The 26,409-nt window shown below is 66.4% G+C and carries 30 protein-coding genes; 14 read left to right on the top strand and 16 right to left on the bottom strand.

Translation table 11 applies throughout. The features are described from left to right. Positions 1–34 precede the first annotated feature (34 nt). From ACSYG9_RS12930 to ACSYG9_RS12905, 6 genes are all read left to right on the top strand, one after another. Positions 35–916, top strand: a complete 882-nt coding sequence (locus ACSYG9_RS12930; RefSeq protein WP_440122912.1) for an ATP-binding cassette domain-containing protein — start codon at positions 35–37, stop codon at positions 914–916. Further along, positions 913–1,800, top strand: a complete 888-nt coding sequence (locus tag ACSYG9_RS12925) for a metal ABC transporter permease (RefSeq protein ID WP_440122911.1) — start codon at positions 913–915, stop codon at positions 1,798–1,800. The genes ACSYG9_RS12930 and ACSYG9_RS12925 overlap by 4 nt, the downstream gene beginning before the upstream one ends. A gap of 28 nt (positions 1,801–1,828) precedes the next feature. Then, positions 1,829–2,377 carry a TetR/AcrR family transcriptional regulator gene (locus ACSYG9_RS12920; RefSeq protein ID WP_454842737.1) on the top strand — a complete coding sequence of 183 codons (549 nt, stop codon included), beginning with the start codon at positions 1,829–1,831 and terminating at the stop codon, positions 2,375–2,377. 79 nt (positions 2,378–2,456) lie between these two features. Next, positions 2,457–4,070 (top strand): GMC oxidoreductase, encoded by a 1,614-nt coding sequence (locus ACSYG9_RS12915; RefSeq protein WP_440122909.1) that lies wholly within the window; start codon positions 2,457–2,459, stop codon positions 4,068–4,070. A 47-nt stretch (positions 4,071–4,117) separates the two neighbouring features. Further along, positions 4,118–4,876 carry a 5-oxoprolinase subunit PxpA gene (locus ACSYG9_RS12910; RefSeq protein ID WP_440122908.1) on the top strand — a complete coding sequence of 253 codons (759 nt, stop codon included), beginning with the start codon at positions 4,118–4,120 and terminating at the stop codon, positions 4,874–4,876. 10 nt (positions 4,877–4,886) lie between these two features. Further along, positions 4,887–5,495 (top strand): 5-oxoprolinase subunit B family protein, encoded by a 609-nt coding sequence (locus ACSYG9_RS12905; RefSeq protein ID WP_454842735.1) that lies wholly within the window; start codon positions 4,887–4,889, stop codon positions 5,493–5,495. A 16-nt stretch (positions 5,496–5,511) separates the two neighbouring features. On the opposite strand, the gene mgtE is transcribed toward ACSYG9_RS12905, so the two are convergent. Then, entirely contained in the window at positions 5,512–6,885 is a 1,374-nt protein-coding gene (gene mgtE, locus ACSYG9_RS12900) for a magnesium transporter (protein WP_169688075.1), read from the bottom strand. 98 nt (positions 6,886–6,983) lie between these two features. Here mgtE and ACSYG9_RS12895 point away from each other — a divergent pair, with 98 nt between their 5' ends. Next, positions 6,984–7,847: a 5-oxoprolinase subunit C family protein gene (locus ACSYG9_RS12895; protein WP_454842733.1), complete on the top strand. Its 864-nt coding sequence runs from the start codon at positions 6,984–6,986 to the stop codon at positions 7,845–7,847. Here the strand turns inward: ACSYG9_RS12895 and ACSYG9_RS12890 are convergent. From ACSYG9_RS12890 to carD, 6 genes are all read right to left on the bottom strand, one after another. Next, positions 7,754–8,203, bottom strand: coding sequence for a hypothetical protein (locus ACSYG9_RS12890; protein WP_454842731.1), 450 nt, complete (start codon positions 8,201–8,203; stop codon positions 7,754–7,756). The two genes, ACSYG9_RS12895 and ACSYG9_RS12890, sit on opposite strands and share 94 nt — an antisense overlap. A 96-nt stretch (positions 8,204–8,299) precedes the next feature. Beyond that, the gene (gene rlmB, locus ACSYG9_RS12885; RefSeq protein WP_440122903.1) at positions 8,300–9,259 is read right to left on the bottom strand and encodes a 23S rRNA (guanosine(2251)-2'-O)-methyltransferase RlmB; all 960 of its coding nucleotides are present in this window, start codon (positions 9,257–9,259) and stop codon (positions 8,300–8,302) included. After that, entirely contained in the window at positions 9,259–10,653 is a 1,395-nt protein-coding gene (gene cysS, locus ACSYG9_RS12880; RefSeq protein ID WP_454842730.1) for a cysteine--tRNA ligase, read from the bottom strand. Before cysS ends, rlmB begins: the two co-directional genes overlap by 1 nt. An 11-nt stretch (positions 10,654–10,664) precedes the next feature. Next, complete coding sequence (gene ispF, locus ACSYG9_RS12875; RefSeq protein ID WP_247274578.1) at positions 10,665–11,141, bottom strand: 2-C-methyl-D-erythritol 2,4-cyclodiphosphate synthase; 477 nt, start codon at positions 11,139–11,141, stop codon at positions 10,665–10,667. Between the two features lie 6 nt (positions 11,142–11,147). Then, on the bottom strand, positions 11,148–11,864 hold the full coding sequence (ispD, locus tag ACSYG9_RS12870) for a 2-C-methyl-D-erythritol 4-phosphate cytidylyltransferase (protein WP_440127644.1): 717 nt from the start codon (positions 11,862–11,864) through the stop codon (positions 11,148–11,150). Positions 11,865–11,903: 39 nt separating this feature from the next. Then, complete coding sequence (gene carD, locus ACSYG9_RS12865; protein WP_169688069.1) at positions 11,904–12,392, bottom strand: RNA polymerase-binding transcription factor CarD; 489 nt, start codon at positions 12,390–12,392, stop codon at positions 11,904–11,906. Between the two features lie 273 nt (positions 12,393–12,665). Between carD and ACSYG9_RS12860 the strand changes: the two genes are divergently transcribed. Both ACSYG9_RS12860 and radA read left to right on the top strand, forming a co-directional pair. Then, positions 12,666–13,295 (top strand): hypothetical protein, encoded by a 630-nt coding sequence (locus tag ACSYG9_RS12860; protein ID WP_440122901.1) that lies wholly within the window; start codon positions 12,666–12,668, stop codon positions 13,293–13,295. A gap of 97 nt (positions 13,296–13,392) precedes the next feature. After that, complete coding sequence (gene radA / locus ACSYG9_RS12855) at positions 13,393–14,781, top strand: DNA repair protein RadA (RefSeq protein WP_440122900.1); 1,389 nt, start codon at positions 13,393–13,395, stop codon at positions 14,779–14,781. A 19-nt stretch (positions 14,782–14,800) separates the two neighbouring features. Here radA and ACSYG9_RS12850 read toward each other — a convergent pair whose 3' ends face one another. Continuing rightward, complete coding sequence (locus tag ACSYG9_RS12850) at positions 14,801–15,595, bottom strand: crotonase/enoyl-CoA hydratase family protein (protein WP_440122899.1); 795 nt, start codon at positions 15,593–15,595, stop codon at positions 14,801–14,803. A gap of 68 nt (positions 15,596–15,663) precedes the next feature. Between ACSYG9_RS12850 and dinB the strand changes: the two genes are divergently transcribed. Then, complete coding sequence (gene dinB / locus ACSYG9_RS12845; protein ID WP_454842727.1) at positions 15,664–16,911, top strand: DNA polymerase IV; 1,248 nt, start codon at positions 15,664–15,666, stop codon at positions 16,909–16,911. 8 nt (positions 16,912–16,919) lie between these two features. Here dinB and ACSYG9_RS12840 read toward each other — a convergent pair whose 3' ends face one another. Further along, complete coding sequence (locus tag ACSYG9_RS12840) at positions 16,920–17,480, bottom strand: hotdog domain-containing protein (RefSeq protein WP_440122897.1); 561 nt, start codon at positions 17,478–17,480, stop codon at positions 16,920–16,922. A gap of 94 nt (positions 17,481–17,574) precedes the next feature. On the opposite strand from ACSYG9_RS12840, the gene disA reads away from it, so the two are divergent. Then, a complete protein-coding gene (gene disA / locus ACSYG9_RS12835; protein WP_440122896.1) occupies positions 17,575–18,657 on the top strand; it encodes a DNA integrity scanning diadenylate cyclase DisA in 1,083 nt (360 codons plus the stop codon). 19 nt (positions 18,658–18,676) lie between these two features. Here disA and ACSYG9_RS12830 read toward each other — a convergent pair whose 3' ends face one another. After that, complete coding sequence (locus ACSYG9_RS12830) at positions 18,677–19,441, bottom strand: hypothetical protein (protein ID WP_454842726.1); 765 nt, start codon at positions 19,439–19,441, stop codon at positions 18,677–18,679. Positions 19,442–19,498: 57 nt separating this feature from the next. Then, positions 19,499–20,125: a carbonic anhydrase gene (locus tag ACSYG9_RS12825; protein WP_440122894.1), complete on the bottom strand. Its 627-nt coding sequence runs from the start codon at positions 20,123–20,125 to the stop codon at positions 19,499–19,501. Positions 20,126–20,220: 95 nt separating this feature from the next. Here ACSYG9_RS12825 and ACSYG9_RS12820 point away from each other — a divergent pair, with 95 nt between their 5' ends. After that, complete coding sequence (locus ACSYG9_RS12820; protein WP_454842724.1) at positions 20,221–21,102, top strand: A/G-specific adenine glycosylase; 882 nt, start codon at positions 20,221–20,223, stop codon at positions 21,100–21,102. Between the two features lie 102 nt (positions 21,103–21,204). On the opposite strand, the gene ACSYG9_RS12815 is transcribed toward ACSYG9_RS12820, so the two are convergent. Then, positions 21,205–22,353 (bottom strand): RNA-guided endonuclease InsQ/TnpB family protein, encoded by a 1,149-nt coding sequence (locus ACSYG9_RS12815; protein ID WP_454842723.1) that lies wholly within the window; start codon positions 22,351–22,353, stop codon positions 21,205–21,207. Between the two features lie 39 nt (positions 22,354–22,392). Continuing rightward, entirely contained in the window at positions 22,393–23,160 is a 768-nt protein-coding gene (locus ACSYG9_RS12810; protein WP_454842721.1) for an alpha/beta fold hydrolase, read from the bottom strand. A 33-nt stretch (positions 23,161–23,193) separates the two neighbouring features. Between ACSYG9_RS12810 and ACSYG9_RS12805 the strand changes: the two genes are divergently transcribed. Together ACSYG9_RS12805 and ACSYG9_RS12800 are read left to right on the top strand one after the other, a co-directional pair. Next, entirely contained in the window at positions 23,194–23,499 is a 306-nt protein-coding gene (locus ACSYG9_RS12805) for an antibiotic biosynthesis monooxygenase family protein (RefSeq protein ID WP_054713867.1), read from the top strand. Then, positions 23,499–24,032, top strand: a complete 534-nt coding sequence (locus ACSYG9_RS12800) for a DUF1990 family protein (RefSeq protein WP_454842719.1) — start codon at positions 23,499–23,501, stop codon at positions 24,030–24,032. The genes ACSYG9_RS12805 and ACSYG9_RS12800 overlap by 1 nt, the downstream gene beginning before the upstream one ends. Before the next feature lie 7 nt (positions 24,033–24,039). On the opposite strand, the gene ACSYG9_RS12795 is transcribed toward ACSYG9_RS12800, so the two are convergent. The 3 genes from ACSYG9_RS12795 to ACSYG9_RS12785 form a co-directional block, all read right to left on the bottom strand. Further along, positions 24,040–24,852, bottom strand: coding sequence for a DsbA family oxidoreductase (locus tag ACSYG9_RS12795; RefSeq protein ID WP_454842717.1), 813 nt, complete (start codon positions 24,850–24,852; stop codon positions 24,040–24,042). Between the two features lie 55 nt (positions 24,853–24,907). Further along, complete coding sequence (locus ACSYG9_RS12790; protein WP_440122888.1) at positions 24,908–25,348, bottom strand: OsmC family peroxiredoxin; 441 nt, start codon at positions 25,346–25,348, stop codon at positions 24,908–24,910. Between the two features lie 109 nt (positions 25,349–25,457). Next, a complete protein-coding gene (locus tag ACSYG9_RS12785; RefSeq protein ID WP_440122887.1) occupies positions 25,458–26,405 on the bottom strand; it encodes a WYL domain-containing protein in 948 nt (315 codons plus the stop codon). Between the last annotated feature and the right edge of the window lie 4 nt (positions 26,406–26,409).

The raw sequence follows: 26,409 nt of genomic DNA, 5'->3' as shown, positions 1-26,409 counted from the left end.
AGTCCCTGACCACAGCTCGAGAACGCGAACTCCGGTGACATCTTCCCCCTCCGACCATCCCCGCGCGGTCGAACCTCACGCGGTCGAGCTGAGCGGCGCCCGCCTGGCATTCGGCGAACGCATCCTCTGGGACCACCTCGACCTCGCGGTGCACCCCGGAGAGTTCGTCGCGGTCCTCGGGCCGAACGGCGCCGGAAAGACCTCCCTCCTCAAAGTCCTGCTCGGTCAGCTAGCGCTCAGCGCTGGAACGGCGACCATCGCGGGCACACCGGTCCATACCGGCAGCCCTCATGTCGGATACGTACCGCAACAGAAGACCCTCGACGTAGGTGTCCCGTTGCGTGGCCGCGACCTTGTCGGACTCGGCGTGGACGGACACCTGTGGGGCACCGGCATTCGACATTTCAAGCGCCGCAAAGCCGCCGTGAACGCCGCGATCACCCAGGTCGGTGCGCAGTCGTACGCGAACGCGTTGGTCGGCGACCTGTCCGGAGGTGAACAGCAACGGCTCCGGGTGGCGCAGGCACTCGTCGGTGATCCGCAAGTGCTGCTGTGCGACGAACCGCTACTCAGCCTCGACCTCGCCAATCAGCATCTCGTGTCGGCGCTCATCGACCAGCGGCGCAAGGACCACGACACCGCCGTGCTGTTCGTCACCCACGAGATCAATCCGATCCTTCCCCTCGTCGACCGGGTGCTCTATCTCGTCGACGGCCAGTTCCGCATCGGTACACCCTCGGAGGTCATGACCTCCGAGGTGCTCTCCGAGCTGTACCGCACCGAGGTCGAGGTGCTCGAGATGCGGGGGCGGCTCGTCGTCGTCGGGACCGGTGACGCCATCGATGCGCTCGGCAGCGCGGGCGGGCTCCGCCCCGGCGAAGGCGTCCACCATCACCACCCGGAGGACCAGTCATGAGCAGCAAGTTCACGGACGCTATGGCACGGCTGTTCGATTTTCAGGCCACTGCCGAGCTGCTGCAGTACGACTTCGTGCAGCAGGCGCTGATCTCCGGCGCCATCCTCGGCCTTCTCGCCGGTGTCATCGGCCCCCTGATCATCAGTCGCCAGATGGCGTTCTCGGTGCACGGCACCTCCGAGTTGTCGCTCACCGGCGCTGCCGCTGCGCTCCTGGTCGGAGTGTCCGTCGGGCTCGGAGCGGTCGTCGGCGCCGTGGTCGCCGCGATCCTGTTCGGGCTGCTCGGAACTCGTGCCCGCGAACGGGACTCGGTGATCGGCGTCGTCATGGCGTTCGGCCTCGGCCTCGCGGTATTGCTGCTGTGGGCGTACGACGGACGAACCGGCGCCGCGTTCTCACTGTTGACCGGCCAGATCGTGGCGCCGGGCGGAACCGGCATCTCGCTGCTCGCAGGCTGCGCGGTCCTCGTGATCGGCGCACTGCTCCTGATGTACCGTCCGCTACTGTTCGCGAGCACCGACCCAGAGGTTGCCGCCGCACGCGGCGTCCCGGTGCGAGCACTGTCGATGGTCTTTGCGGTGCTCGTCGGCATCACCGCGGCGCTCGGTGTGCAGATCGTCGGCGCACTGCTCGTGATGGCCCTGCTCATCACGCCTGCCGCAGCAGCAGCGCGGGTCACGCGCGGACCACTCGCCGCGACGATCCTGTCGGTGATCTTCGCTGAGGTCGCGGCCGTCGGCGGCATCCTGCTCGCGCTCGCACCCGGAGTCCCGGTGTCGAGTTTCATCACGACGATCGCCTTCGTCATCTACCTCGTGTGCCGGGCTATCGGGTCGGTGCAGCGCCGCCGGGGCGCGGGGCGGGTTCTCACACCGGCGGCCTGACGTCCACTCGGTGCGGGACAATCATCGAATGCGCTCCCGTACGAAGGTCCTCGACGCGACGCTCGCGCTCATCACCCACGAGGGGTTCGATGCCGTCACCATCGCGGGGGTCGCGAAGGCCGCAGGTGTTTCCCGGCAGACCGTGTACTCGATATTCGGCAGCCGGGAAGATCTGGTGTCGCAGGCGGTCGCGAGCGCTGCCCTTGGGGGCCTCGACGACATCCGCACGCGCTTGGCCGGGACCACGACGCCGTGCGAGTACGTGGTCGAACTTCTGGTCGCGGGGCGGATGGCGGTGCGTAGCAACCCGGTGCTCTCCGCGTTGCACCGCTCGGGTCGCGAGCATCCGTTCTTCGACAGAGGCATGGTGAGCCGCGCGAAACCGGTCGTCCACCAACTGCTTACGCCCATGACCGACAGGCACCCCGAGGTGATTCCGTTCTTCGACGACATCGCCGATCTCACGCTCTTTCTCGGTTTGTCGGTAGTTCTGTTCGACGATCCGCAGATGCATTCGGACGACGAATTGCGGCGATTTCTCACCAGATGGCTGGGTCCTACGATGCCTAAACCTTGACACTCGACACCCTTCTGTCTAGTTTTGCACGCGGCCCGGAGAAGACCGGGCCGGAGCAGACTCTTGGGGGGTCGAGATCTTGTCGAGCATCACCAGACGCACTTTTCTCGCAGGAGCAGCCACCGTCGGCGCCGCGTTGGCGGGGCCGGCCGTCGCCCATGCATCCAGCGGTATTGCCGCTTCGTCGGGCATCGCTGCCCGAACGAACAAGGTTCCGCTGACACGCGAAGAACATCGCGTCGTCGTCATCGGCTCCGGGTTCGGCGGCGGGGTGAGCGCACTCCGTCTGGCCGAAGCCGGGGTGCCCGTCACCATCCTCGAGCGGGGAAAACGCTGGCCCACCGGACCCGACGCGACGACCTTCCCGCGAGTCGACGCACCCGACGGGCGCATGCTGTGGTTCCGCTCCGCACCCGAACTCTTCGGCAGGCCCGTCATGGTCGAGCCGCACACCGGCCTGGTCGAGGCGGTCGTCGGACAGAACATGACCGCCCTGTGTGCCGCAGGCGTCGGCGGAGGCTCGCTGGTCTACCAGGGAATGTCATTGCAGCCCAGCGAGGAAGTGTTCAACACCCACTTCCCGAACGAGCTCGACTGGGCCACGATGAATCGCGTCCACTACCCACGTGTGTCGCGGATGCTGGGACTCGCGACCGCCCCCGACGAACTCGTCTCCCACCCCAACTACGCCGCCGCGCGGATATTCGCCGAGCGCGTGAAACAGGCGGGGCTTCCACTCGAGAAGATTCCCATGCCGATCGACTGGGACTACGCGCTCGCCGAACTGCGCGGCGAGATGGCTCCGTCGTACACGGACGGCTCCGGCGCTCTCGGTGTCAACAACGGCGGCAAGCATTCCGTCGACGTCACCTACATCGCCGCTGCCGAGGCGACCGGTCTGGTGACCGTCCAGGCCCAGCATGAAGTCAAGGACATCGAACGAGCGTCCGACGGCCGGTGGACCGTGTACGTCGACCGGATCGACACTTCCGGGCAGCTCCTCGAGAACAAGATCCTCACCACCGACACGCTCATCCTGGCCGCCGGTAGCCTCAACACGACCCGGCTGCTGGTCCGGGCGGCGCAGAAGGGGCAGATCCCGGATCTCCCCGACGATCTCGGACGCAACTGGGGGAGCAACGCCGACCGTATCTACCTCTGGTCCGACATGCGTGAGGACTTCGGTGCACTGCAGGGCGGTCCGGTCGTCTACGGCAGCAAGAATTGGGACGACCCCAACGCCGCCTTCACGGTGATCCAGGCGTCGATTCCGGCGATGGGACTCGACGCCCACAGCACCGTGCTCGTGGGCTACGGCATCAGCGACAGCCGCGGTTCGTTCGTCTACGATTCCGCGAACGACGACGCGATTCTGCACTGGCCGAAGGACGGCGACGTCGCGATCCAGAACGGTCACATCGATCCCACGGTGCGCAGGATCGTCGGCAACACAGGTATCGCCACCGACACCAACGCCATCGTGCCGTCCACGTGGCACCCGCTCGGCGGTGCGAGCATGGGCGGCGTCTGCGACCTCGACGGACGAGTGCACGGCCAGCGCGGCCTGTACGTGCTCGATGGTGCACTGCTTCCCGGCCAGTCGGGTGCGTGCAACCCGTCGATGACCATCGCCGCTGTCGCCGAACGCGCGCTCGACAATATCGTCGCGAAGGACGTGGGGGCAGTAATCTGACATGCGCCTTCGAGGCGACCATCCGACGCACGCCTAGAATCGGACACGTGACACGCATCGACCTGAACAGCGACCTCGGCGAGAGCTACGGGCAGTGGCGACTCGGCGACGACAAGGCCATGCTCTCGCTTGTCACGAGCGCCAACATCGCGTGCGGGTTCCACGCGGGTGATCCGTCGAATCTGCTCGAAACCTGCAGGGGCGCAGTGGATCACACCGTACGCATCGGAGCCCAGGTGGGGTACCACGATCTGGCGGGGTTCGGTCGACGGTTCATCGATGTCGAGCCGGCAGAGCTCACCGCCGAGGTCATCTACCAGATCGGCGCCCTCGACGGCCTCGCCCGGGCTGCGGGCTCAACGGTCGGATACGTCAAACCGCACGGCGCTTTGTACAACGCGATCGTTCACCACCGCGAGCAGGCCCGCGCGGTCGTGGCGGCGATCCGCTCGTACAACGCCTCACTACCTGTTCTCGGGCTTCCCGGATCGGCGTTCCTCGAGGAGGCCGAACGCGCGGGTTTGATCGTGGTGACCGAGGCGTTCGCCGACCGCGCGTACACCCCCGGCGGGGCCCTCGTGTCGCGGCGCGAACCGGGTGCCGTGCTGCACGATCCGGATCTGGTGGCCCAGCGCGTGTTGCGCATGGTCACCGAAGGCGTGGTCACAGCAATCGACGGCACCGATGTTCGTGTGGACCCTCAGTCCGTGTGCATCCACGGCGACTCCCCCGACGCCACCGCCATGGCCGTAGCCGTCCGGGCCCTGCTGGATGCCGAGAACATCGACGTCCGCGCTTTCGTCTAGGCGGCGGCACGTGAGGATTCTGCGCAACGGCGACTCCGCAGTACTCGCGGAGTTCGATTCACTCGACGACGTACTCGCGCATTTTCGCGCACTCGACGCGAATCGGATACACGGTGTCGTCGATCTGGTGCCCGCTGCCCGCACACTGCTCGTCCGTTTCGACACGCGAACGACCCACGCCGACACGGTGCGCCGCTGGCTCGTCGAGACGCAGCCGATGCGCACCGACACCGCCCCGGGGGCCGAAGTGGTGATCGGCGTGCGGTACGACGGTCCCGATCTCGAAGAGGTCGGTGAACGAACCGGACTGGGGGTCAGCGGTGTGATCGCCGCGCACACCGGACGCGCCTGGACGGTGGCGTTCGGCGGCTTCGCTCCCGGCTTCGCCTATCTCACGGGTGGCGACAGCCGATTGCAGGTACCGCGTCGAGACTCCCCGCGGACCTCGGTGCCCGCGGGCGCCGTGGGATTGGCAGGCGAGTTCTCCGGGATCTATCCGCGAAGCTCTCCGGGAGGCTGGCAGCTGATCGGCACCACCGAACAAGTTCTGTGGCAACCGGATCGGACTCCCCCTGCATTGTTGCACCCCGGTGCCGCAGTCCGATTCGAGTCCTACTGAACACCAAGCGGTCTCGTCAAATTCCCAGCACGGCTTTCGCAATGAGAAAATACAGTACCAATCCCGTCGAATCGACGAACGTCGTGATGAACGGATTGGAGAACACTGCGGGATCCACGCGGATAGCCTTGGCGACCAACGGCATCGCTCCACCGACAGTGGCTGCGAGGGTGCACACGGTGACCAGGGTCAGCCCGATCACCGCGCCCACCGACATGTCGTAGACGGCAGTTGCGAGGACGAACGCCACGGAACCGAGCAGCACCCCGAGCGAGAACCCCACCCTGAGTTCACGGACGACGACACGGCCGACATCTCGGGGACTCACGTCGTCGAGAGCCAATGCCCGCGTGACGGTGGTCGCCGCCTGATTTCCCGTATTGCCACCGGTGCCGATGAGCAGCGGCACGAACAACGCCAACGTCACGGCCTGTTCCAAGGTCGATTCGAATACCTCGAGCACCTGCACGGTCAATGTCGCTCCGATCGCCAGCACGAGCAGCCACACGACCCGCGAACGCACCAATTGTCTCGCCGGCGTGGCGAGATAGGGCTGGCGTAGCGGCTCGGTGCCGCCGATCCGGGCCTGGTCCTCGCTCTCGGCCGACTCCAGGATGCGCAACGCATCGTCGACAGTGAGGATGCCCACCAGTCGTGTTTCGCTGTCCACGACGATCAACGCCAGCAATTTCAGCTCGGCACAGCGGCGGGCAGCTTCCTCTGCGTCGTCGGTGGCCCGCGCGAAATACGGTTCGCTCATGATGTCGCCGACTGCGCCGTCCTTCGGGGCGCCCATCAGATCTCGCAAGCCCACCACACCCACGAGGATCCGATTCCTGTCGACAACCGGCAGGGTGTAGACCGTCTCGGCATCGTGGAGGCGGCTACGGACCATCGCGAGGGCTCGCTCGATCGGCATGTCTTGGCGCAGCGAGACGAACTCCGGGCTCATGCGCCGTCCGAGAGCGCCCTGCCTGTAGCCGAGGATCGTCGCTGTCATCTCACGTTCGTCGTACGGGAGGCCGCGCATGAGCTTCGCCGCAACGGTGGCCGGCAACTCGTCGAGCAGTTCGACTCGATCGTCGGGCTCGAGATCAGCAAAGATCGACGCGACCTGATCGTCTTGCAGGCCGCCGACGAGGGCGCTCTGCAGACTCGGATCCAGCTGCTCGAACACCTCCATCGCCTGATCCTTGGGAAGCAACCGATAGAGCACCGCGCGATCGGTGTGGTCCAACCGCTCGAGCACGTCGACGAGCAGTTCCACGCTCAGGTCGGCTACTGCGGCGTGCGCCGCAGCCAGATCGCCGTCGTCCAACGCACCCTCGACTGCCCGGGTCGCCTCCACCCGGGTGGCCTCGATACTGGTGGTCGGATCGTTCCGGCTCATCGTGTCTCCCTCGAACTGCGGCACTTCAACCTAACGCGCGCCGGCTGCGCTCACCGAACAGTCCTCACCGCCGCCCCGGATTGCGAGACCATGGATCCATGGCATGGCTCGAGGTGGTCAACCCTGGAATCTTCACAACTGTGCAGGATCACGGACGCATCGGATACGGGGCCGACGGCGTGACCGCATCCGGCGCTGCGGACCGCACGGCGCACGACGCTGCGAATCGCCTCGTCGGCAATCACCCGGACGCCGCGGCCCTCGAGGTGACCGGTGGCGGACTCTCGGTCCGAAGCGTCGGCGACACGATCGTCGCGATCACCGGAGCGCGCGTCGACGTGACGGTCAACGGCCGCTCCGTGGGTGATTACGCGAGGGTGCGTCTCCGTGATCAGGACGTCGTCTCGGTCTCAGCGCCGTCCGAGGGATTGCGGTCGTATCTGGCAGTCCGCGGCGGCATCGACGTTCCGGAGGTACTGGGAAGCCGTTCGACCGACACGTTGTCGGGCACGGGCCCAGCGCCGGTGCACACCGGTGACCGGCTGCTTGTCGGCGCACTCGCCGACGAACTCCCCTGCGAAGAGCAGATCCCTCCGCCTGCGCCCGCGGGCGATCCAGTCGAGCTCCGCGTGCGAACAGGGCCCCGCGACGACTGGTTCACTCCCGCCTCGGTCCGCGCCCTCCTACACGAATCGTGGACGGTGACTCCGCAACTCGATCGGGTGGGGATTCGGCTCCGAGGCCCCGGACCGCTACACCGCTCACGCAATGACGAACTACCCAGCGAGGGTATGGTTGCCGGGTCCGTCCAGGTGCCACCGGAGGGTCATCCGGTGTTGTTCCTCGCCGATCATCCCGTCACCGGCGGTTATCCGGTGATCGCGGTGGTGACGACAGCGGACCTTCCCACTGCGGCGCAATTACGTCCGGGACGGCGTGTGCGGTTCGTCCGGCTGATCTGAACTGTGACGTCGTTGTCACGCACAGTGATCAGGCCGTGGTCGCCGGCGCTGGTGCGCACCTCCACCGTCTCCGACACCTCATGGCCCCGGGATGCCAGGAACGCGGCGATCAGGTACTGAAGCCATTCGGAGTACCGGTAGAAGACCGGGTCGCCGTCCCACTCGAGGGCGCATCCGTCACTGCTCGGGACCCACTGACACCTCGACAGCGGCCGTCCCTCTGTCGGCAGACCGTCGCGGCCCGCGTTGTGCGGACCACTCGCAGCACCCGCGAACCCGGTGAGGAAGTCGATGTCGGGCCGACTCAACGGCGGTGTGATCTCGAAACGCCCGTCGAACGCCGTTGTGTATGCCACTGTGTGCCTCCGCTTCCGTCCGGCCCTACCGGTACAGACGCAGCGAGGACCCGATCGGTTCCCGCGGGTACGCCCTTGGCCTTCAGGACTTGGCCTTCAGGACCGGCGGCGACGCGCGATGTCGGCGAGCACGACGCCTGCCGCGACCGACGCGTTGAGCGATTCCACATCGCCGGCCATCGGGATGGACAGGATCGAATCGCACGTCTCCCGGACGAGCCGCGAGAGTCCCTTACCCTCGGACCCCACCACCACGACGACGGGATCGGTGCCGTCGAAAGTGTCGAGGTCGGTATCACCACCGGCATCGAGTCCCACGACGCGGACGCCCTGAGACTGCCAGTCCTTGAGCGTGCGTGTCAGGTTGGTCGCCCGGGCAACTGGAAGCCGTGCCGCGGCACCCGCGCTGGTACGCCATGCGACAGCGGTCACCGACGCACTCCGACGCTGCGGAATCACCACGCCGTGGCCACCGAACGCCGCGACGGACCGGATGATCGCACCGAGGTTGCGCGGATCGGAAATGTTGTCGAGCGCCACCAGCAGAGGTCGCTCGTGCCTCTCCTTGGCGCGCACGATCAGATCGTCGGGATGCGCGTAGCGGTACGGCGGCACCTGCAGGCCGATGCCCTGATGCATACCGTTCGCGGTGAGCCGGTCGAGTTCGCTGCGCTGCACTTCTAGAATCGAAATGCCGGCATCAGCGGCGCGCTGCACTGCTTCCTTGAGCCGGTCGTCGGCTTCCGCACCGACCGCGACGTAGAGCGCGGTCGCCGGGACCTCGGCCCGCAAGCACTCGACTACGGGGTTGCGGCCGAGGACCATTTCCGGCCCGTCCTCCGGCTTGCGTCCCCCCGGACGGCGGCCTCGGTTGTCGGCGGCCTTCGCCGCTGCGCGAGCGCGCCGGGCCGCAGGATGGTACGAACGATCCTCGGCCTTCGGGGTCGCGCCACGGGCTTCGAGACCGCGCCGACGCTGACCGCCCGAGCCGACGACCTGGCCTTTCTTCGTTCCGCCCTTGCGAATCGCTCCGCGTCGCTGGGAATTGCCTGCCATCACTGCCCTGCTTTCAGGGACCACTCGGGTCCGTTCGGCGTATCCGTTACTTCGATCCCCGCCGCTGTCAGCCGGTCACGTACTTCGTCGGCGACCGCCCAGTTCTTCTCGGCGCGGGCGCTCTGTCGACGATCGAGTTCTGCTCCCACCAGCACATCCAAGGCGGCGAGCGCACCCGACTCGTCGCCGGAGCTCTCCTGCCAGTGTGCATCGAGTGGATCGACGCCGAGGACAGAAAGCATCGCACGGATCTGGGACGCGATGCGCACCGCTTCGGTCAGGTCTCCGTTGTCGAGCGCTTTGTTGCCCTCGCTGCGTCGACCGTGGATCTCGGCGAGCGCCTTGGGTACCCCGAGATCGTCGTCGAGTGCTTCGGCGAACGCGTCGGTCCACGTTCCGACGGGAACGTCGCCGGCGCGGTCACGGGTCTTGGTCACGAACGACTCGAGTCCCCGGTAGGCCGCGGCCGCCTCGGCCAGCGCCGTGTCGGAGTATTCGAGCATCGACCGGTAGTGGGCGCTGCCGAGGTAATAACGCAGCTCCTGGGCGCGCACGCGGGTGAGGACGTTGGGGATGGACAGCACGTTGCCGAGCGACTTGGACATCTTCTCGCCGCCCATGGTCACCCAGCCGTTGTGCAACCAGTAACGAGCGAAGCCGTCGCCCGCGGCGCGGGCCTGCGCGATCTCGTTCTCGTGATGCGGAAAAACCAGATCCATGCCGCCACAATGGATATCGAACGCGGAACCGAGATAGAACTCCGCCATCGCGGAGCATTCGAGATGCCAGCCCGGACGGCCACGGCCCCACGGCGTAGGCCACGACGGCTCGCCGGCCTTCTCGGCCTTCCACAAGGTGAAGTCGCGAGGGTCGCGCTTGCCCTGTCCGGCGCTCTCACCCTGATGGACGTCGTCGAGTTTGTGCCCCGACAACGCGCCGTACTCGGGGAAACTCATCACGTCGAAGTAGACGTTGCCGCCGGATGCGTAAGCATGACCCGCGTCGATGAGACGACGCATGAGCTCGACCATCTGGGTGATGTGCCCGGTCGCGCGAGGCTCCACGGAGGGCGGCAATACACCGAGAGCGTCGTAGGCGCGGGTGAAAGCGCGTTCGTAGGTCGTCTTCCATTCCCACCAGGGGCGGCCCGCCTCGCCTGCCTTGCGGAGAATCTTGTCGTCGATATCGGTGACGTTTCTCACAAACGCGACGTCGAGTCCCTTCGCTGCGAGCCATCGTCGCAGAACGTCGAACGCGACGCCGCTGCGCACGTGGCCGATATGCGGCTCACCCTGAACAGTGGCGCCACACAGATACACCGAGGCGTGTCCGGGCACCAGCGGTTCGAAATCCCGCACGGCTCGTGTTTCGGTGTCGAAAAGGCGCAAAGTCACGACAGACCATCCTACCGTTGATCGACGTCAGGTAATACGAGTGCGGTGGCGATAGCCGCCACACCTTCCCCGCGGCCGGTCAGCCCGAGTCCGTCGGTGGTTGTGGCCGACACCGACACGGGTGCGCCGAGCAGATCGGACAGCACACGCACCGCCTCGTCGCGTCGCGGCCCGATCTTCGGGCGGTTCCCGATCACCTGCACGGCCGCGTTGCCGATGGTCCAGCCTTCTTCGGTCAGCAGCCGCCGTACCTCGGTGAGCATCGAGGCCCCCGACGCTCCCGACATCTCGGGACGATCGGTCCCGAACACCGAACCCAGGTCGCCGAGGCCGGACGCCGACAACAACGCATCGCACAATGCGTGTGCGGCGACGTCGCCGTCGGAGTGCCCCGAGCAACCGTCCGCATCGTCGAACAGCAGACCGGCCATCCAGCACGGACGCCCCGGTTCGACCGGGTGCACATCTGTTCCGATTCCGACACGCACGTGTGTTCAGTTCCCCTCTTGTGTCCGTTCGCCGGCAGCGAGCAAAGCTCGGGCCAGCACCAGATCCAGCGGTGTGGTGATCTTGAAGGCGAGCGGGTCGCCCGCCACGGTCTGCACGAGCTCGCCGAGCCGTTCCACCAGCCCGGCATCGTCGGTCGCGTCGCCCGTATCGCGATTGGCGCGATCGAGCAGGTCTGCATCGAACCCCTGCGGTGTCTGCACCGCTCGCAGGGACGCCCGCTCAGGGGTGCCGGTGACGACCCCGTCGGAGTCGACGCTCTTGATGGTGTCGGCGACCGGCAGGACGGGAATCACTGCGCGCCGCCCACCCCGGAGCGCCTCGACCACTCGGGTGAACAACTCCGGTGGAGTCAGCGCCCGCGCCGCATCGTGCACGAGCACGAACTGTGCGTCCGACGCCGCCCGGAGACCCGCGCGCACAGAATCGGCGCGTTCCGCACCACCGCCGGTGACCGTGACCCGGTCGGCGTACTCGGCGCGTACGAGCTCCGCCGGAGGTGCCGAGGCGAGCTCGGGCGGCGCCACCACCACGACACGGTCGACCGCGCCGGAACCCAGCATCGCTTCGACGGCCCGGTCGAGCATCGTGCGCCCACCGAGCTCGACGAACGCCTTGGGTAGTGACTCACCCAGACGGACGCCGCGGCCGGCCGCCGGAATAATTCCGACGACCGGCCCGCTGCGATCGTGTACTTGCTGTATTCGATTCACTTGATGCTGATTCGAGGGTCGCGTCGCCTATCAGGATGCGGCGGCGAGAACCTCGTCGAGCATGCTCTCTGCCCTGACATCGTCAGTTCCCTCGGCAAGCGCGAGCTCACCGACGAGGATCTGCCGAGCCTTCGCCAGCATTCTCTTCTCACCAGCAGAAAGGCCGCGGTCCTGCTCCCGGCGCCACAGGTCGCGGACTACCTCTGCGACCTTGTTGACATCACCGGAGGCCAACTTCTCGATATTGGCCTTGTACCGCCGTGACCAGTTGGTCGGTTCTTCTGTATGCGGTGCGCGCAGCACCTGGAAGACCTTGTCGAGGCCTTCTTGTCCCACCACGTCGCGAACTCCGACATATTCTGCATTCTCAGCAGGTACCCGCACCGTGAGGTCGCCCTGCGCGACTTTCAGAACCAGATATTCCTTCTGCTCCCCCTTGATGGTGCGTGTTTCGATTGCTTCGATCAGCGCCGCACCGTGATGGGGGTATACGACGGTGTCTCCGACCTTGAAAATCATGTGTCCCGTGCCCCTTTCGATTCTTCGAGTTTAACACGTGACCACATCGGCCTCTCATCAACGGCGCAGGTCAGGGGCACCGACACGTGGGCGTAGGGCTTGACAGGCAACCGGTTACGTGCATCCGGTGACGTGCGACACACCCGCCCTGACAGGGCGTTATGCCCCGTTGTGGTGCACAAAATGGCAATATCGATGACCCGACGCACACTCCAGGCGGGACAACTACTACTCTGCCTAGTGGATTGCGAGCCTTACCCGAGTGGAGGAAAAGTGACTGCTCTCAACACGTCGACTCGTCGAGTCGCGACCGCTGTCGCCCTGGCCGCGGGTGCGACGCTGGCGTTGTCCGCGTGCGGCGCCGGTCAGATCACCCAGACCTCCGACCAGGTGGCTGCGATCAACGGCACCAACACGGACGCGGGCAGCCTTGCACTGCGCAACGTGCACATCATCTACCCGGATTCCGAGGAGTACAGCATCGAGCCGGGCGGAACCGCTCTGCTCGGCTTCACCATCGCGAATCTCGACGGCTACCGGGACGACGTCCTCACGGGCATCGAGACCGAGTACGCGGGCTCGGTGACCGGCGCGGACAACATCACGATCCCCGCTCTCGGCTCGGTCATCGCCGGTGTTTCCCCTGAGACCACCGATCTTCTCGAGTCCGTCGACGAGTCGCCGCAGCCGACCTCGCCGGAGGACACCCCCGTGGTGCCCGCGACGGTCGAGACCATCGAACTCGTCGACCTGAAGGAAGGTGTCCGGCCCGGCCTGACCATCCCCTTCACCTTCTCCTTCGAGGAAGCTGGCGACGTGACCCTGTCCGTACCGGTCGATGCAGGCCCGGTTCTCGATCGCCACGAGTCGGAGATGTCGCCGATCATCGGCGAAGCGCACTGACCCAGCGCGACCGGCAAGACCCTTCCGGAAGGTCCGGACGAGCATTCTCGTCCGGACCTTCCGGCGTTCTGTCACCACGTTCGCATATCCTCCGGCAGTGGCCAGATCCAAAACGATGTACCGCTGCTCCGACTGCTCGCACACCGTCGCCAAGTGGGTCGGACGCTGCCCCGAATGCGGAACGTGGGGATCGCTGGACGAGGCACCGGTGCAGCCGACAGCTGTCGCATCGCGACCGGGCACCTCGCTCGCGCGTGCGGGCGCCGCGGCAGTCCTCCCCACCACCCCCGCCACTCCTCTGACCCGGATCGACGGGAAGGAAACCGCGGCCAAGACCACCGGAATCTCCGAACTCGACCGGGTTCTCGGCGGGGGGATCGTGCCCGGCTCCGTCGTCCTGCTCGCGGGTGAACCTGGCGTCGGCAAGTCGACGCTGCTCCTCGAGGTCGTCCACCGCTGGGCTCAGCGCGGCGCCGACGACAGGTCGCTGTACGTGACAGGCGAGGAATCCGCCGGTCAGGTTCGACTCCGCGCCGACCGCACCGGGTCTGTCCACGAGCGGGTCTACCTGGCTGCCGAATCCGATCTGGCGACGATCTTCGGCCACGTCGAACAGGTCAAGCCGACACTGCTCGTCGTCGACTCGGTGCAGACGATGCTCGCCGCCGATGTCGACGGCGTGTCCGGCGGTGTCACTCAGGTCAAGGCCGTCACGAGCGCGCTGACCTCGCTCGCGAAGGCCAGCGGTATCCCGGTGTTGCTGATCGGTCACGTCACCAAGGACGGCGCAGTGGCGGGCCCACGCTCGCTCGAGCATCTCGTCGACGTCGTACTTCATTTCGAAGGTGACAAACATTCGACGCTGCGTATGGTGCGCGGGGTCAAGAACCGGTTCGGTGCAGCCGAGGAAGTGGGCTGCTTCGAACTCACCGAAGGCGGCATCGTCGAGGTGAGCGACCCATCGGGACTGTTCCTGCAACACCGGAACGAGGAGGTGCCGGGGACGGCGGTCACCGTCACGATGGACGGCAAACGCCCACTGCTCGGCGAAGTTCAGGCGCTTGTCGTCCACACCCAGAATCCGTCACCGCGGCGCGCGGTGAGCGGCCTGGATTCGGCGCGCGTCGCGATGGTGCTCGCCGTACTCGAACGGCGCTGCAACGTCCGCAATCTCGGAAAATGCGACGTATACGCCTCGACGGTCGGCGGCATGCGGATCACCGATCCGTCCGCCGACCTCGCGCTGGCGCTCGCCATCGTCTCGGCGGTCCGAGATCAACCGGTCCCGCCCGGCACCGTCCTGCTCGGCGAGGTCGGACTGGCAGGCGAAGTCCGGCGCGTGGCCGGAGCAGGACGACGACTCACCGAGGCACACCGGCTCGGGTTCACCCGCGCAGTGGTGCCCCGCAACACGGAGGGCGCGCCTTCCGGCATGAAGGTCCGCGAGGTGACCAACCTCGGGCAGGCGCTCATGAACATCGGCTGACGCCCGCTTCGAAACACGACTAGCGGAAGGCGCCGTGTCTTCCTTCTCCCGACGTGAACCGTGCAGCGCCTGCGATGCCCTCCCGCTCGACGATCGGCGCACCGTGGGCGCCTTCGGCCCGCAACGCGGTGTCGAGTGGAAGATCGAACGAGCGGTAGACCGACGCCCGGTCCACCGACATGCATTCCTGCGGAAACGTTGCCAGTTGCCGCGCGATCTCCTGCGCTACAGCGAGTGACGTACCCGCGTCGACGACCCGGTTGGCGAGGCCGAACGACAAGGCCTCGGCCGCATCCACCGCGCGACCGGTGAGGATCATGTCGAGCGCTCTCCCCTGCCCGATGATCCGCGGCAGTCGCACCGTGCCGCCGTCGATGAGTGGTACACCCCAGCGGCGGCAGAACACCCCGAAGACTGCGTCGGATTCGCACACTCGCAGGTCTGCAAGCAGTGCGAGTTCCAGTCCACCTGCGACCGCGTAGCCACTCACCGCCGCGATCAGTGGTTTGGACAGCGCCATCCGGGACGGGCCCATCGGTCCCGTGCCGCCGCCCTGCGGGTCGAGCTCGTGACGCCGCTGCGAATCACCCAGGGCCGTGAGGTCGGCGCCAGCACAGAAATGGCCGCCCGCACCCCAGAGCACCGCGACACGTTGTTTCTCGTCTGCGTCGAACGCTTCGATGGCCTCGCGGAGCTGCGCGGCCATCGGCCCGTCCACGGCGTTTCTGCGATCAGGGCGGTTGAGCACGATCGTGGTGACGGCACCATCGCGTTCGACGACGACATCGGGGGCACCACGGTCGGGGGCGGACATGGATCGTTTCTAACACTCTCCGGCCGGCGATTCTGCCGTATCGGGTTGTCGGACTCGCATGCGAACATATGTTCGTGTCCGACCGCGCAACAATTCTCCACGCCGATCTCGACGCGTTCTACGCGTCGGTCGAGCAACGCGACGACCCGTGGCTTCGAGGAAAACCGGTGGTGGTCGGCGGCGGGGTCGTCCTGGCAGCGAGCTACGAGGCGAAAGCATACGGAATCAAGACACCCATGCCGGGCCGTGCAGCGCGCGCTCTGTGCCCGCACGTGATCTCGATACCGCCGCGCATGGACGCGTACTCACGGGCGTCGAGGGAGGTGTTCGAGATCTTCGATCGGGTCTCACCCGTCGTCGAAGGGGTCTCCATCGACGAGGCCTTCCTCGATGTGTCGGGGCTGCGCCGCATCTCGGGTGAGCCGGCCGACATCGCGGCACACCTGCGCGCGACGGTCATGGCCGAGGTCGGCCTGCCGATCACCGTAGGTGTGGCCCGGACGAAGTTCCTCGCAAAGGTCGCGAGTGGCGTCGCGAAACCGGACGGGCTGCTCGTCGTCCCACCGGAAGGGGAACTCGAGTTCCTCCACCCGTTGCCCGTCGAACGACTGTGGGGCGTCGGCAAGGTCACCGCCTCGACTCTGCATGCGCACGGACTTCGATCGGTCGCCGATATTGCGAACGAATCCGAGTCCGACCTCATCTCGCTGCTCGGCCGGGCAACAGGCCGCCACCTGTACGCGCTCGCGACCGGACACGACCCACGGCCGGTTCACCGTCGACGCCGACGTTCGATGGGCGCCCAGCACGCGCTCGGTCGAGGAGCCCACAGCATCGAGTCGATCGACGCGACGCTGCAACTGCTCGTCGACAAGGTTGCCGCCCGGATGCGCCGCGCCCATCGGATCGGCCGCACAGTGGTGCTCAGACTCCGCTTCGCCGATTACACGCGGGCCACGCGGTCGCACACACTCGGCGTCCCCACCGCGCGCACCGACATCCTCAGCAACACGGCACGCGCCCTGCTCGAATCAGCGAGGCCGCAGGTCGCCGACTGCGGGCTCACCCTGATCGGTGTCGCGGTGACGAACTTGGACGGCGAGGGCATCGAGCAGCTCAAGCTTCCCTTCGACGAGCCGGTGCCGTCGCCCGATCCGGGCTCGAACGAGATCACCGCGACACATCGCCCGATCGACCGGCACGCCCTCGACACGGTCCTCGACGACGTCCACTACCGGTTCGGAGCCGGGGCGCTCACGTCCGCGACGCTGCTCGGCCACGACCACAGGGAAGGTGTACCGATGCTCCCCGATTGAGAAGCACCTCAGATCGACGAGATGTCGTCGGCGCCGGGCAAGCCGTCAGCGAAATCCTTCCCCTTCTCGAAATGTTCGTGGCCGACCATCACGAACAATCCGTGCGAGCTCCCCACGATCACGTCGGGATCGGCGAGCGGGCCATCGACGATGCGTACCTCGGCGCTCGTGTAGACCTTGCGACGCACCGTCCCGTCGACTCGGGCGGTGAATTCGAGGACCGCCCCCAGCGGGATGGGGCGCTTGAAATCGGTCCCCATGTGCCCGGTGACCACGGGCTTCCGGAACACGGCGTTACATGCGAAACCCTGGACTTCGTCGAACGCGGTCATGAGGATGCCTCCGTGGATGAACCCCGGCCCGCCCTGGAAACGGGGGGCCACCTCGAATCGGCCCTTCACGGACAGCCCCTCGCCGATCGTGCACTGCATTGCGAGTCCGGTCGGCTGATCGTCGCCGCAACCGAGGCACTTGGACCAGTGCTGCGGTATCGGCGCCCCCGGACCGGGATGATCCTCGCGAAGATCAGGAACGACGAGGTCATCGGGCAAGGTCCAGAGACTACTCATGAGCAAGTAATGTAGTTGCGCGCTCGCCTACGACTTTTCCGTGGCCTGCACAAATGTGACGAGAAACGCACGCGCAGCCAGGAGGACTTCGCACATGACCGAGTCGGCCGACGCTGCGACGTTGAACGAGACGATCGCGCGTCTGGCACCCGGCACAGCTTTGCGAGACGGCCTCGAACGCATCCTGCGGGGCCGCACAGGCGGCCTGATCGTGCTCGGCTTCGACGAGCACGTCGCATCGATCTGCGACGGCGGCTTCGAACTCGATGTCGAATTCGCCCCTACCCGGTTGCGCGAGTTGTCGAAGATGGACGGCGCGGTCGTGGTGTCCACCGACGGCACCCGGATCGTGCGCGCCAACGTGCAGCTCGTGCCCGATCACCGCATCCCCACCGTCGAATCCGGTACCCGTCATCGCGCAGCCGAACGGACCGCTATCGAGACCGGGTATCCCGTGGTCTCGGTGAGCCAGTCGATGAGCATCGTGAGCGTGTACGTCGAAGGACGCAGGCATGTCATCGACGATTCCGCGATGATCCTCTCCAGGGCCAACCAGGCCGTCGCGACGCTAGAGCGGTACAAGGCTCGTCTCGACGAAGTCACCCGGCAGCTCTCGGTGGTGGAAATCGAAGACATCGTGACATTGCGCGATGCGCTCACCGTCGCGCAGCGCCTCGAAATGATGCACCGCCTTTCAGTGGAGATCGAGCAGGATGTGCTCGAGCTCGGAACCGACGGTCGGCAGCTCGCACTGCAACTCGAAGAGCTCGTCGGCGACAATCAACTCGCCAGGCAACTGCTCGTTCTGGACTACCTGGCCGGGACCGATTCACCGTCGGTCCTCGATGTGGAGCAGGCGCTCGATGCGTTGGGAGGGTTGACCGATGTCGATCTACTGGACCTGACGACACTCGCGCGGGCCTTCGGCTATCCGAACACCATCGAAGCGCTCGACACCGCAATGAGCCCCCGCGGATACCGCGTCCTCAATCGTGTTCCGAGGCTCCGGGCACGTCAGATCGACCGGCTGGTGGGTGCTTTCGGAACTCTGCAGGGCTTGCTCGCGGCGACCGCCGCGGACCTTCAGGCCGTCGAAGGGATCGGAGCGCTGTGGGCTCGCTACATCCGTGAGGGTCTCTCACGCCTGGCCGAGGCGTCGATCAATCACTACGACTAGCACTTCACGGACCAGCACTTCACGCTGTCATGTTGAACGGCTCCGGCGTGCTGCGCAGACCACCGAGTTGCCCGACGACCGTATATGCGCCCGGCTGGACCGGTTCCCGCGGCGTCGCGCACCCGGGTTCGGACGTCGTGCCGGACCACCGCACCGAGAACGCGGCCTGATCCCCGGGGCGGAGCGAACGCACGTCGGCGGTCGAGTCGGGGAAACAGTCGGTGTTCGCCCACACGCGCTGGTTGCCGTCGAGGGTGTACACGAGGACCTGCTGCAGGCCCGCACCGAGATCGCGCTCGCACGAGGACGTCCCGATATTGGTGATGACGATCGTGAATTCGGGTTCGGCTCCGACCTGGTAATTCGGCTCGCCTGCCGTCACGCGCACTGCGAGCGATTGATCCGAACACTGCCCGGGTGCCGTCGATGCCGACACCGGTGTCGTGGCCGCGCCCGAATCATCCGGTTCCGCAGCACCCGACGGGGTGGACGACCCCGAGGACGCGTTCGAGGAATTCGAACTTCCGGAACCGCCAGTGTCCGAGCCACCATCGTCCGAACCGGTCTCTGCTCCGGCTTCGACACCGGATCCGTCCGGTGTGGTCGTGGTGGTCTCGGACATCGTGGTGCCGGAGGCCGCGGGTTCCGTTTCGGGATCATCGCCGCCGGTGAAGGCGAGAACCGCCCAGATGACCAAGGCCAGCACGACCACCGCGACGACGATCGCGAGAACACGGCGTCGCCAGTAGATCTCAGGAGGAAGTGGGCCGTTGGGTTCAAACACGCTTCACACGGTATGTGTCAGCTCGGGCGATGGCCACATGGTCGTCGGCGTGTCGCGTCAGTCCGAGGTCACACCGATATCGCCGATATGGCCTTGCAGCTGTACGTGACCGTCGTCGAGCTTGTACGTCACACCCACAACAGCGCAGCGACCATCGGCGATGCGCTCCGCGATGATCTGCGAGCGTTCGGTGAGCACCTTGCCCGTTTCCACGACGTGGCGCGCCTCGAGTTCGTCGACGGTGCCGAGCCCTTCTCGACGCCCGAGGAGAATCGAGGGTGCGACCCGCTCGACGATGCTGCGGATGAAGCCCGACGGGACCTCGCCGCCGTCGAGTGCGGACAATGTCGCGCCGACAGCACCGCAGCTGTCGTGTCCCAACACGACGATGAGAGGCACGTTGAGAATGTCGACCGCATACTCGATCGAGCCCAGCACGGAGCTGTCGATCACGTGACCAGCAGTTCGGACGACGAACATATCGCCGAGGCCCTGGTCGAAAATGATCTCGGCCGCGACACGGGAGTCGCCACATCCGAAGAGCACCGCAGTGGGGTGCTGGCCGTTGACGAGCTCTGCTCGGCGGTCGATGCCCTGGCTGGGGTGCAGTGGGGTGTCACTGACGAAGCGCTGATTACCTTCGGTCAGAGCTTTCCAGGCTGAGATGGGGTTCGAATTCGGCATATGCCCAGTATTCACCCCCGGTGATTTCGACTTTCACGCGGGAATACTTTTACCTATGTAAACAACCGCCCAGAACGTTTCGAAAGGACGTGAGAATGCCGGTCGATGCTGGCGTATTGCTGCGCTGGTATGCAGCGCAGGCACGGGATCTACCGTGGCGCCACGAAGGCGTGACGGGATGGCAGATCCTCATGTCGGAGGTCATGTTGCAGCAGACTCCCGTCGTGCGGGTCGCGCCGATCTGGGAGGAGTGGGTCCGGCGCTGGCCGGTCCCATCGGCGATGGCCGCATCGAGCCAGGCCGAGGTGCTGCGAGCCTGGGGCAAGCTCGGTTATCCGCGTCGGGCGTTGCGCTTGCACGAGTGCGCCGGGGTCCTCGCCGCCGAGCACGACGACCGGGTTCCCGACGATGTCGACGTCCTGCTGTCGCTGCCGGGGATCGGCGCGTACACGGCGCGAGCAGTCGCGTGTTTCGCATACGGGCAACGCGTTCCCGTGGTGGACACCAACGTGCGCCGCGTCGTCGCACGCGCCGTCCACGGCAAGGCGGAGCCCGGGAACCCTTCCACACGAAGGGACCTCGCAGACGTCGAGATTCTGCTGCCGCGCACCCGCGCGCGGGCCGCGACGTTCTCGGCTGCACTGATGGAGCTCGGCGCGACGGTGTGCACCGCGCGGAACCCCGACTGTGATCGATGCCCGCTCCCCGAATGCGCGTGGGTGCAGGCCGGCCGTCCGGCTCACGACGGCCCGGCCCGGCGCGTGCAGAAGTTCGCCGGAACCGACCGTCAAGTGCGCGGAAAACTGATGGCAGTCCTCCGCGACAGCGACACTCCGGTGGAGCGTCCGGCACTCGATCAGGTGTGGCTCACAGACCCCGGGCAGCGCGATCGGGCCCTGCATTCGTTGCTCCTCGACGGACTGGTCGAACAGACCGACGACGGACGCTTCGCGCTCGCTGGAGAAGGCGCGCGCTAGTCGAGCGAATTGACGTCCTCCCGGCCATGAACGACCGGGATTCCTCCTGCAGCGCTACGCGCCACTCCGGTGGGTTCCTGTTTCACAGGGACTTACCTCCCGCTAGGCGGCAGGATTTACGGTCCCTCCGCAGGCGTTTCGCCTCTCCGCCCGTCCGGCGGCGAGGATGTTCTTGGCGGCGTTGAGGTCGCGGTCGTGGACCGCACCGCACGCCGCGCACTGCCACTCCCGCACTGAGAGCGGTTTCGGGCCGTCCTGCACTCCACACGTCGAGCACAGTTGGCTCGACGGGTAGAAACGGTCCACCTTCACGAAGGTCCGCCCATACCGGGCGGCCTTCTCCTCCACCATCCGAGTGAACATGCCCCACCCGGCATCGTGCACCGACTTCGCCAACCGTGTCCGCGCCAGCCCGGTGACACACAAGTCCTCGACGAACACCGCTTGGTTCTCGCGGATGATCGCCGTGGAGTTCTTGTGCGCCCAATCCTTGCGGGCGTCGGCCACCTTGGCGTGAGCCTTCGCGACACGAACGCGTGCCTTGGCCCGGTTGTTGCTGCCCTTCTGCTTGCGAGAGAGTGCCTGTTGCGCCTTGCGGAGTGTGCGTTCGGCGCGGCGCAAGAACTTCGGTGAGGTGATGGTCTTGCCGTCCGACAGGACCGCGAACGTCGTCAGGCCCAGGTCGATCCCCACCTCCGCATCGGACTCCGGTAACGGCACGTCGGTCGTCTCGACCACGAACGACGCGAAGTACCGACCCGCCGAGTCCTTGATGATCGACACACTCGAGGGTTCCGAGGGTAGGTCGCGTGACCAGGCGACTTTCACCTCGCCGACCTTGGCGATATACAACTTCCGGTTGCCTCGGATACTGAAGCCGTTGCGGGTGAGCCGGATCGCCTGCCGAGTGTCCTTGCGGGACCGGAACCGCGGAGCCCTGACCTTGCGGCCTTTCCGCTTCCCCGACATCGAGTCGAACCAGTTCCGGTACGCACGCCGCGCATCCTGGCAGGCTTGGACCAACACCACCGACGCCACCTCGGACAGCCATACCCGCTGCGGGGTCTTCTTCGCTGCGGTGACCACTTTTTTCTGCACGTCGGTGTCCGAGAGCGTCACCCCGGCCGCATACGCGTCCTGGCGGGCGCGCAGTGCGCCGTTGAATACCACCCGCGCGCACCCGAACGACCGTGCCAGCCTGTTCTGCTGGCCCGGTGTCGGGTAGACGCGGTACTGGTAGCGGAGCTGCACAGCGAGACCATAGCGACGACCACCGACATGATTGATGCGCTAACCCGCCCTGAAGGACCGGGCTTGCGCGCTACGTTCTCCGGTCAAGAACTGCTCGACCGCCGCGCGATACTCGTCGGGTTTGTCGTCGTGGACCAGATGCCCGGCACCGGCGATACGGACGTACTCGGTGCCGGGTCGGCTACTCATCTCTTGCATCTGTCCTTCGGGGGTGATGGTGAACTCGCCCTCGATGAGCAGGGCGGGGACACGAATCGAGTGCCATTCGTCCCAGAAGGCGCGGGTGCCCCATTCCTCCGAGATATCGCGGAACGTCGCGACCTCACCGTGCAGATGCCAGCCGTCGTCGCGGCGGTCGAGCGAATCGAGAAAGTACTGTCCGGCCACCGGGCCGAAGAAGTCGATCACCGCCTGCTCGGTGGGGAACGGCTGCGGCCACTGCTCTACCATCGCGGCCCAGTTCGCCGCCGTACGTCCCCGGAAGTCCGGGGCCATGTCCTCGAGCACCAGTGCCGCCACACAGTCGGGATGCGCGGCGGCGAGGCACCACGCATGCAGCGCGCCCATCGAATGCCCGATGACGACGAGCGGTTCGTCGAACTTCTCGAGATGGGATGCCAGATCCGCAACGAAGGCGCCGGTGGTGAGCTCTGCGGGCGCGGGGCGTCCGTGCCCCGCCGCATCGAACGTGTGGACGTGGCCGTGCTCGCGTAGCCACGGCACGTGGGTACGCCAAGTGCGCGCGCTCCCCATCAATCCGTGCAACAGCAGGATCGGACGTCCGTTACCACCCTCGTCGTGCAACACAATCGCCCAAGGTAGCGGAGTAGGCTCGCGCGCATGGCAGTCGTGAAGATCAACGCAATCGAAATCCCCGAGGGCGCAGGCCCCGAGCTGGAGAAGCGGTTCGCCAATCGCGCGCACACCGTCGACAACTCCAAGGGCTTCCTCGGATTCCAGCTCCTCCGCCCGACTGCGGGCGAGACCCGCTACTTCGTCGTCACCCAGTGGGAGACCGAAGAGGACTTCGCTGCATGGCGTGACGGCGACGCGCGAGCCGCGCACGCGGGCGAGGCCAAGAAGCCCGTTGCGTCGGGCGCATCGCTGCTCGAGTTCGAAGTCGTCCTCGACGTCAAGAAGTCCTGATGTCCGTGCCCGGTGAATCCGGGCGTGAGTTCACCTATCCCGATGTGGGCGCAGGCCGGGGAAGTGTTTCCCCGGCCGGCTATCAGTCGCTGGAGATGACGCGTGAACTGGGCACCGGCGACCAGATTTTCGATACCGCGTCCCGGCGGCTGTTCGGCTGGCACATGCATCGCGCCGCCGGTATCCGGGTGGCGCACGGCACGCCGCGTCCCACTCCCGGACTCGATGTACGCCTCGAATGGGGCATCGGGCCCATCCGAGCGACGGCCTGGTGCCGGGTGGTCGACGTCATCGACGAGCCCGGTCGTCGCGGTTTCTCGTACGGCACGTTGACCGGGCATCCCGAGAGCGGCGAAGAGACTTTTCTCGTCGAACGTGGCACCGACGGGAATGTCACTGCTCGGATCACTGCCTTTTCGCGTCCGGCACGCTGGTACACCCGGATCGCGGGGCCGCTCGGTCACCTGCTGCAACGCCGAGTCACGCAACGCTATCTCGACGGGATCACCGACGATCTGCCTCGCCTGATGTGACGGTCGCTCACACCGCGCAGGTGTCTCCCTCACATCCGTCCGCATCGGCGGCGATCGGATCTGTGGTGGGTTCTGCACTGTCGGCGTCGGCGATCGCGCGTTCGAGCAATGCGCGGAACACGTCCTCCGGCTGGGCTCCCGACACCGCGACCGCGCGGTCGGCGACGAAGAACGGGACACCGGTGACACCGAGCTGCCGGGCCTCCAGGAGGTCGGCGCGGACGGCATCGGCAGCAGCGTCGGACTCGAGATCGGTGCGGATCTCATCCGCATCCAGTCCCACCGACGCGGCGATACGCACCAGCTCCTCACGATCGTCCACAATCTTGCCTTCGACGAAATGCGCACGGAACAGTGCCTCGAGCAGTTCGTCGCGCTTGTCGCCGGCGAGGTGCAACAGACGGTGTGCGTCGAAGGTGTTCGCCGCGATCACCGTGTCGAATTCGATGTCCAGCCCGACCTGCGCGGCAGTGGCGGACACCTGGGCGAACATGTGCCGAACCTGTTCGGCGGGCATGCCCTTCATCTCGACCAGCGCCTCGATCTCGGGCTTCCTCAGGCCCGCGGGCGTCTCGGGTGCGAGCTGATACGACCGCCACGTCACCGTGACCCGGTCGCGCTGCGGGAAATCAGCGAGGGCTGCGGAAAATCGGCGCTTGCCGATGTAGCACCACGGGCAGGCAATGTCCGACCAGATCTCGATGTGGGCGGTGGGAAGGGTTGTATCGGCAGTTACGTTCACGAGTCGAACAACGGCAAGGCAGCCGCGGATTGTTCCCGATCCGCGAAGCTCGACGTCGCGCGACGCCGGTGCCCACATCGAACGGACGCTGCACCGCCGCCGAGAGACGCCGATTCTCGGCAGCGGCGCAGGGTCAGGATTCGAGTGCCGCGTCGAGCGTGATCTCGACACCCGTCAGCGCGCGGCTCACCGGGCAGATCTCTTTCGCTGTCTGCGCGGCCTTCTCGAAGCCCGCGGCGTCGAGGCCGTCGACTTCACCGCGGACGGTCAGCTTGATTCCGGTGAGTCGGAACCCCATCTCGGGGTGCGGACCGAGCGACACGTCGGCCCTGACCTCCAGGCTCTGCGGGGTGCCTCCGGCTTCGGCGATCATCGCGGACAACTGCATCGCGAAACACGTCGAGTGGGCCGCTGCGATCAGTTCTTCGGGGCTCGTCACACCGTCGGCGTCCTCGGCCGAGCGCCGTGGGAACGACACATCGAATGTGCCGCGTCCCGAGCTGGTCAATTCGACCTGGCCCGACCCGTCCTCGAGTCCACCGTTCCATGCGGTCCGTGCACTCCGTGTCGGCATTGCTGCTCCCTCCATCCGGCGCGAAACTAACAGTCTGGCCCGAACCTACGCCGATGCGTGCGCCGCAGTCTCCGGTTCGCGGACAATCGGCGAAAGCTCCACCGCCCGGTCATCGGTGGCGAGCCGATAGCTTCAGCGCCTGCATGCGGATCTCGTCGCGCAGCGTCTGCGGTGCCAGAAGTTCGGCGTCGTCACCGAGTTGCCACATCACCGCTCCTGCGTGGCCCGAACCCCCGAACTCGACCTCGGTGAGACACCACCGTTCGTCTTCCGCAGGGAGTTCGGCTACCGAGATCGCGACCGCAGCGAGTTCGTCTCGGCGACTCGCGCGCACCTTCACGGTGGCGGAGACAGTGGACATACCCGCGCGGAATCGAGCCCTTCTGCGCTGCCAGATCTCGGCGAGATCGACATCTTCCGGTCGCTCGGCCTTGACGTCGAGCACTTTCACCTCATCGATACGCGAGAGCCGATAGGTGCGTTCGTCACCGCGGTGCAAGGCCACCAGGTACCACCGACCGGCAGCGCTGACGACACCGATCGGGTCGACGGTCCGCCACCCGGCGTCCCGGTCGCGCGGACGGTACCGGATTCGTAGGCGCACACCGTCGAAGACCGCCTGTTGCACCGCGCCGAGGTGGGGATCGACCGGTGGGTCCGTGATCCATCCCGACCCGGTGACCAGAATCCGTTCCGATGCCCGGATGGCCGCCGTGCGCCCTGCCTCGGGCAACGCGTCGGTGACCTTCCGCATCGCGGCGGCGAACGCGGGAGCCATGCCGAGGGCCGCCGTGTCGGCCGAGGTGCTCGCGGCGAGCAGCGCGGTTGCCTCGTCGATCGTCAACCCGGTGAGGTCGGTGGTGAAACCGGGCAGCAACGCGAAGCCTCCGGCACGGCCGCGTTCCGCATACACCGGGATGCCGGCCGACGACAGCGCCTCGACGTCACGCAGGACGGTCCGTACCGAGACCTCGAGTTCGCGGGCGATAGCCGGGGCGGTCATCCGGCCCCGGTTTCTGAGCATCAACACCAGCGAAAGCAGCCGTTCAGCGCGCATCACC

This window comes from Rhodococcus sp. SJ-2 (assembly GCF_053750035.1).
This window is presented reverse-complemented; position numbering and strand designations above follow the sequence as displayed.

What these genes read in the sequence shown, in the direction of transcription:
- ACSYG9_RS12800 (WP_454842719.1), top strand. Translation starts at nt 23,499, where the DNA reads ATGTCCGTGCCCGGTGAATCCGGGCGTGAGTTCACCTATCCCGATGTG.
- dinB (WP_454842727.1), top strand. Translation starts at nt 15,664, where the DNA reads ATGTTCGTGTCCGACCGCGCAACAATTCTCCACGCCGATCTCGACGCG.
- ACSYG9_RS12920 (WP_454842737.1), top strand. Translation starts at nt 1,829, where the DNA reads ATGCGCTCCCGTACGAAGGTCCTCGACGCGACGCTCGCGCTCATCACC.
- disA (WP_440122896.1), top strand. Translation starts at nt 17,575, where the DNA reads ATGACCGAGTCGGCCGACGCTGCGACGTTGAACGAGACGATCGCGCGT.
- carD (WP_169688069.1), bottom strand. Translation starts at nt 12,392, where the DNA reads ATGATTTTCAAGGTCGGAGACACCGTCGTATACCCCCATCACGGTGCG.
- ACSYG9_RS12820 (WP_454842724.1), top strand. Translation starts at nt 20,221, where the DNA reads ATGCCGGTCGATGCTGGCGTATTGCTGCGCTGGTATGCAGCGCAGGCA.
- ACSYG9_RS12895 (WP_454842733.1), top strand. Translation starts at nt 6,984, where the DNA reads ATGGCATGGCTCGAGGTGGTCAACCCTGGAATCTTCACAACTGTGCAG.
- ACSYG9_RS12795 (WP_454842717.1), bottom strand. Translation starts at nt 24,852, where the DNA reads ATGTGGGCACCGGCGTCGCGCGACGTCGAGCTTCGCGGATCGGGAACA.
- rlmB (WP_440122903.1), bottom strand. Translation starts at nt 9,259, where the DNA reads ATGGCAGGCAATTCCCAGCGACGCGGAGCGATTCGCAAGGGCGGAACG.
- ACSYG9_RS12805 (WP_054713867.1), top strand. Translation starts at nt 23,194, where the DNA reads ATGGCAGTCGTGAAGATCAACGCAATCGAAATCCCCGAGGGCGCAGGC.
- ACSYG9_RS12825 (WP_440122894.1), bottom strand. Translation starts at nt 20,125, where the DNA reads ATGCCGAATTCGAACCCCATCTCAGCCTGGAAAGCTCTGACCGAAGGT.
- ACSYG9_RS12790 (WP_440122888.1), bottom strand. Translation starts at nt 25,348, where the DNA reads ATGCCGACACGGAGTGCACGGACCGCATGGAACGGTGGACTCGAGGAC.
- ACSYG9_RS12785 (WP_440122887.1), bottom strand. Translation starts at nt 26,405, where the DNA reads ATGCGCGCTGAACGGCTGCTTTCGCTGGTGTTGATGCTCAGAAACCGG.
- mgtE (WP_169688075.1), bottom strand. Translation starts at nt 6,885, where the DNA reads ATGAGCCGGAACGATCCGACCACCAGTATCGAGGCCACCCGGGTGGAG.
- ACSYG9_RS12925 (WP_440122911.1), top strand. Translation starts at nt 913, where the DNA reads ATGAGCAGCAAGTTCACGGACGCTATGGCACGGCTGTTCGATTTTCAG.
- ACSYG9_RS12850 (WP_440122899.1), bottom strand. Translation starts at nt 15,595, where the DNA reads ATGTCCGCCCCCGACCGTGGTGCCCCCGATGTCGTCGTCGAACGCGAT.
- ACSYG9_RS12840 (WP_440122897.1), bottom strand. Translation starts at nt 17,480, where the DNA reads ATGAGTAGTCTCTGGACCTTGCCCGATGACCTCGTCGTTCCTGATCTT.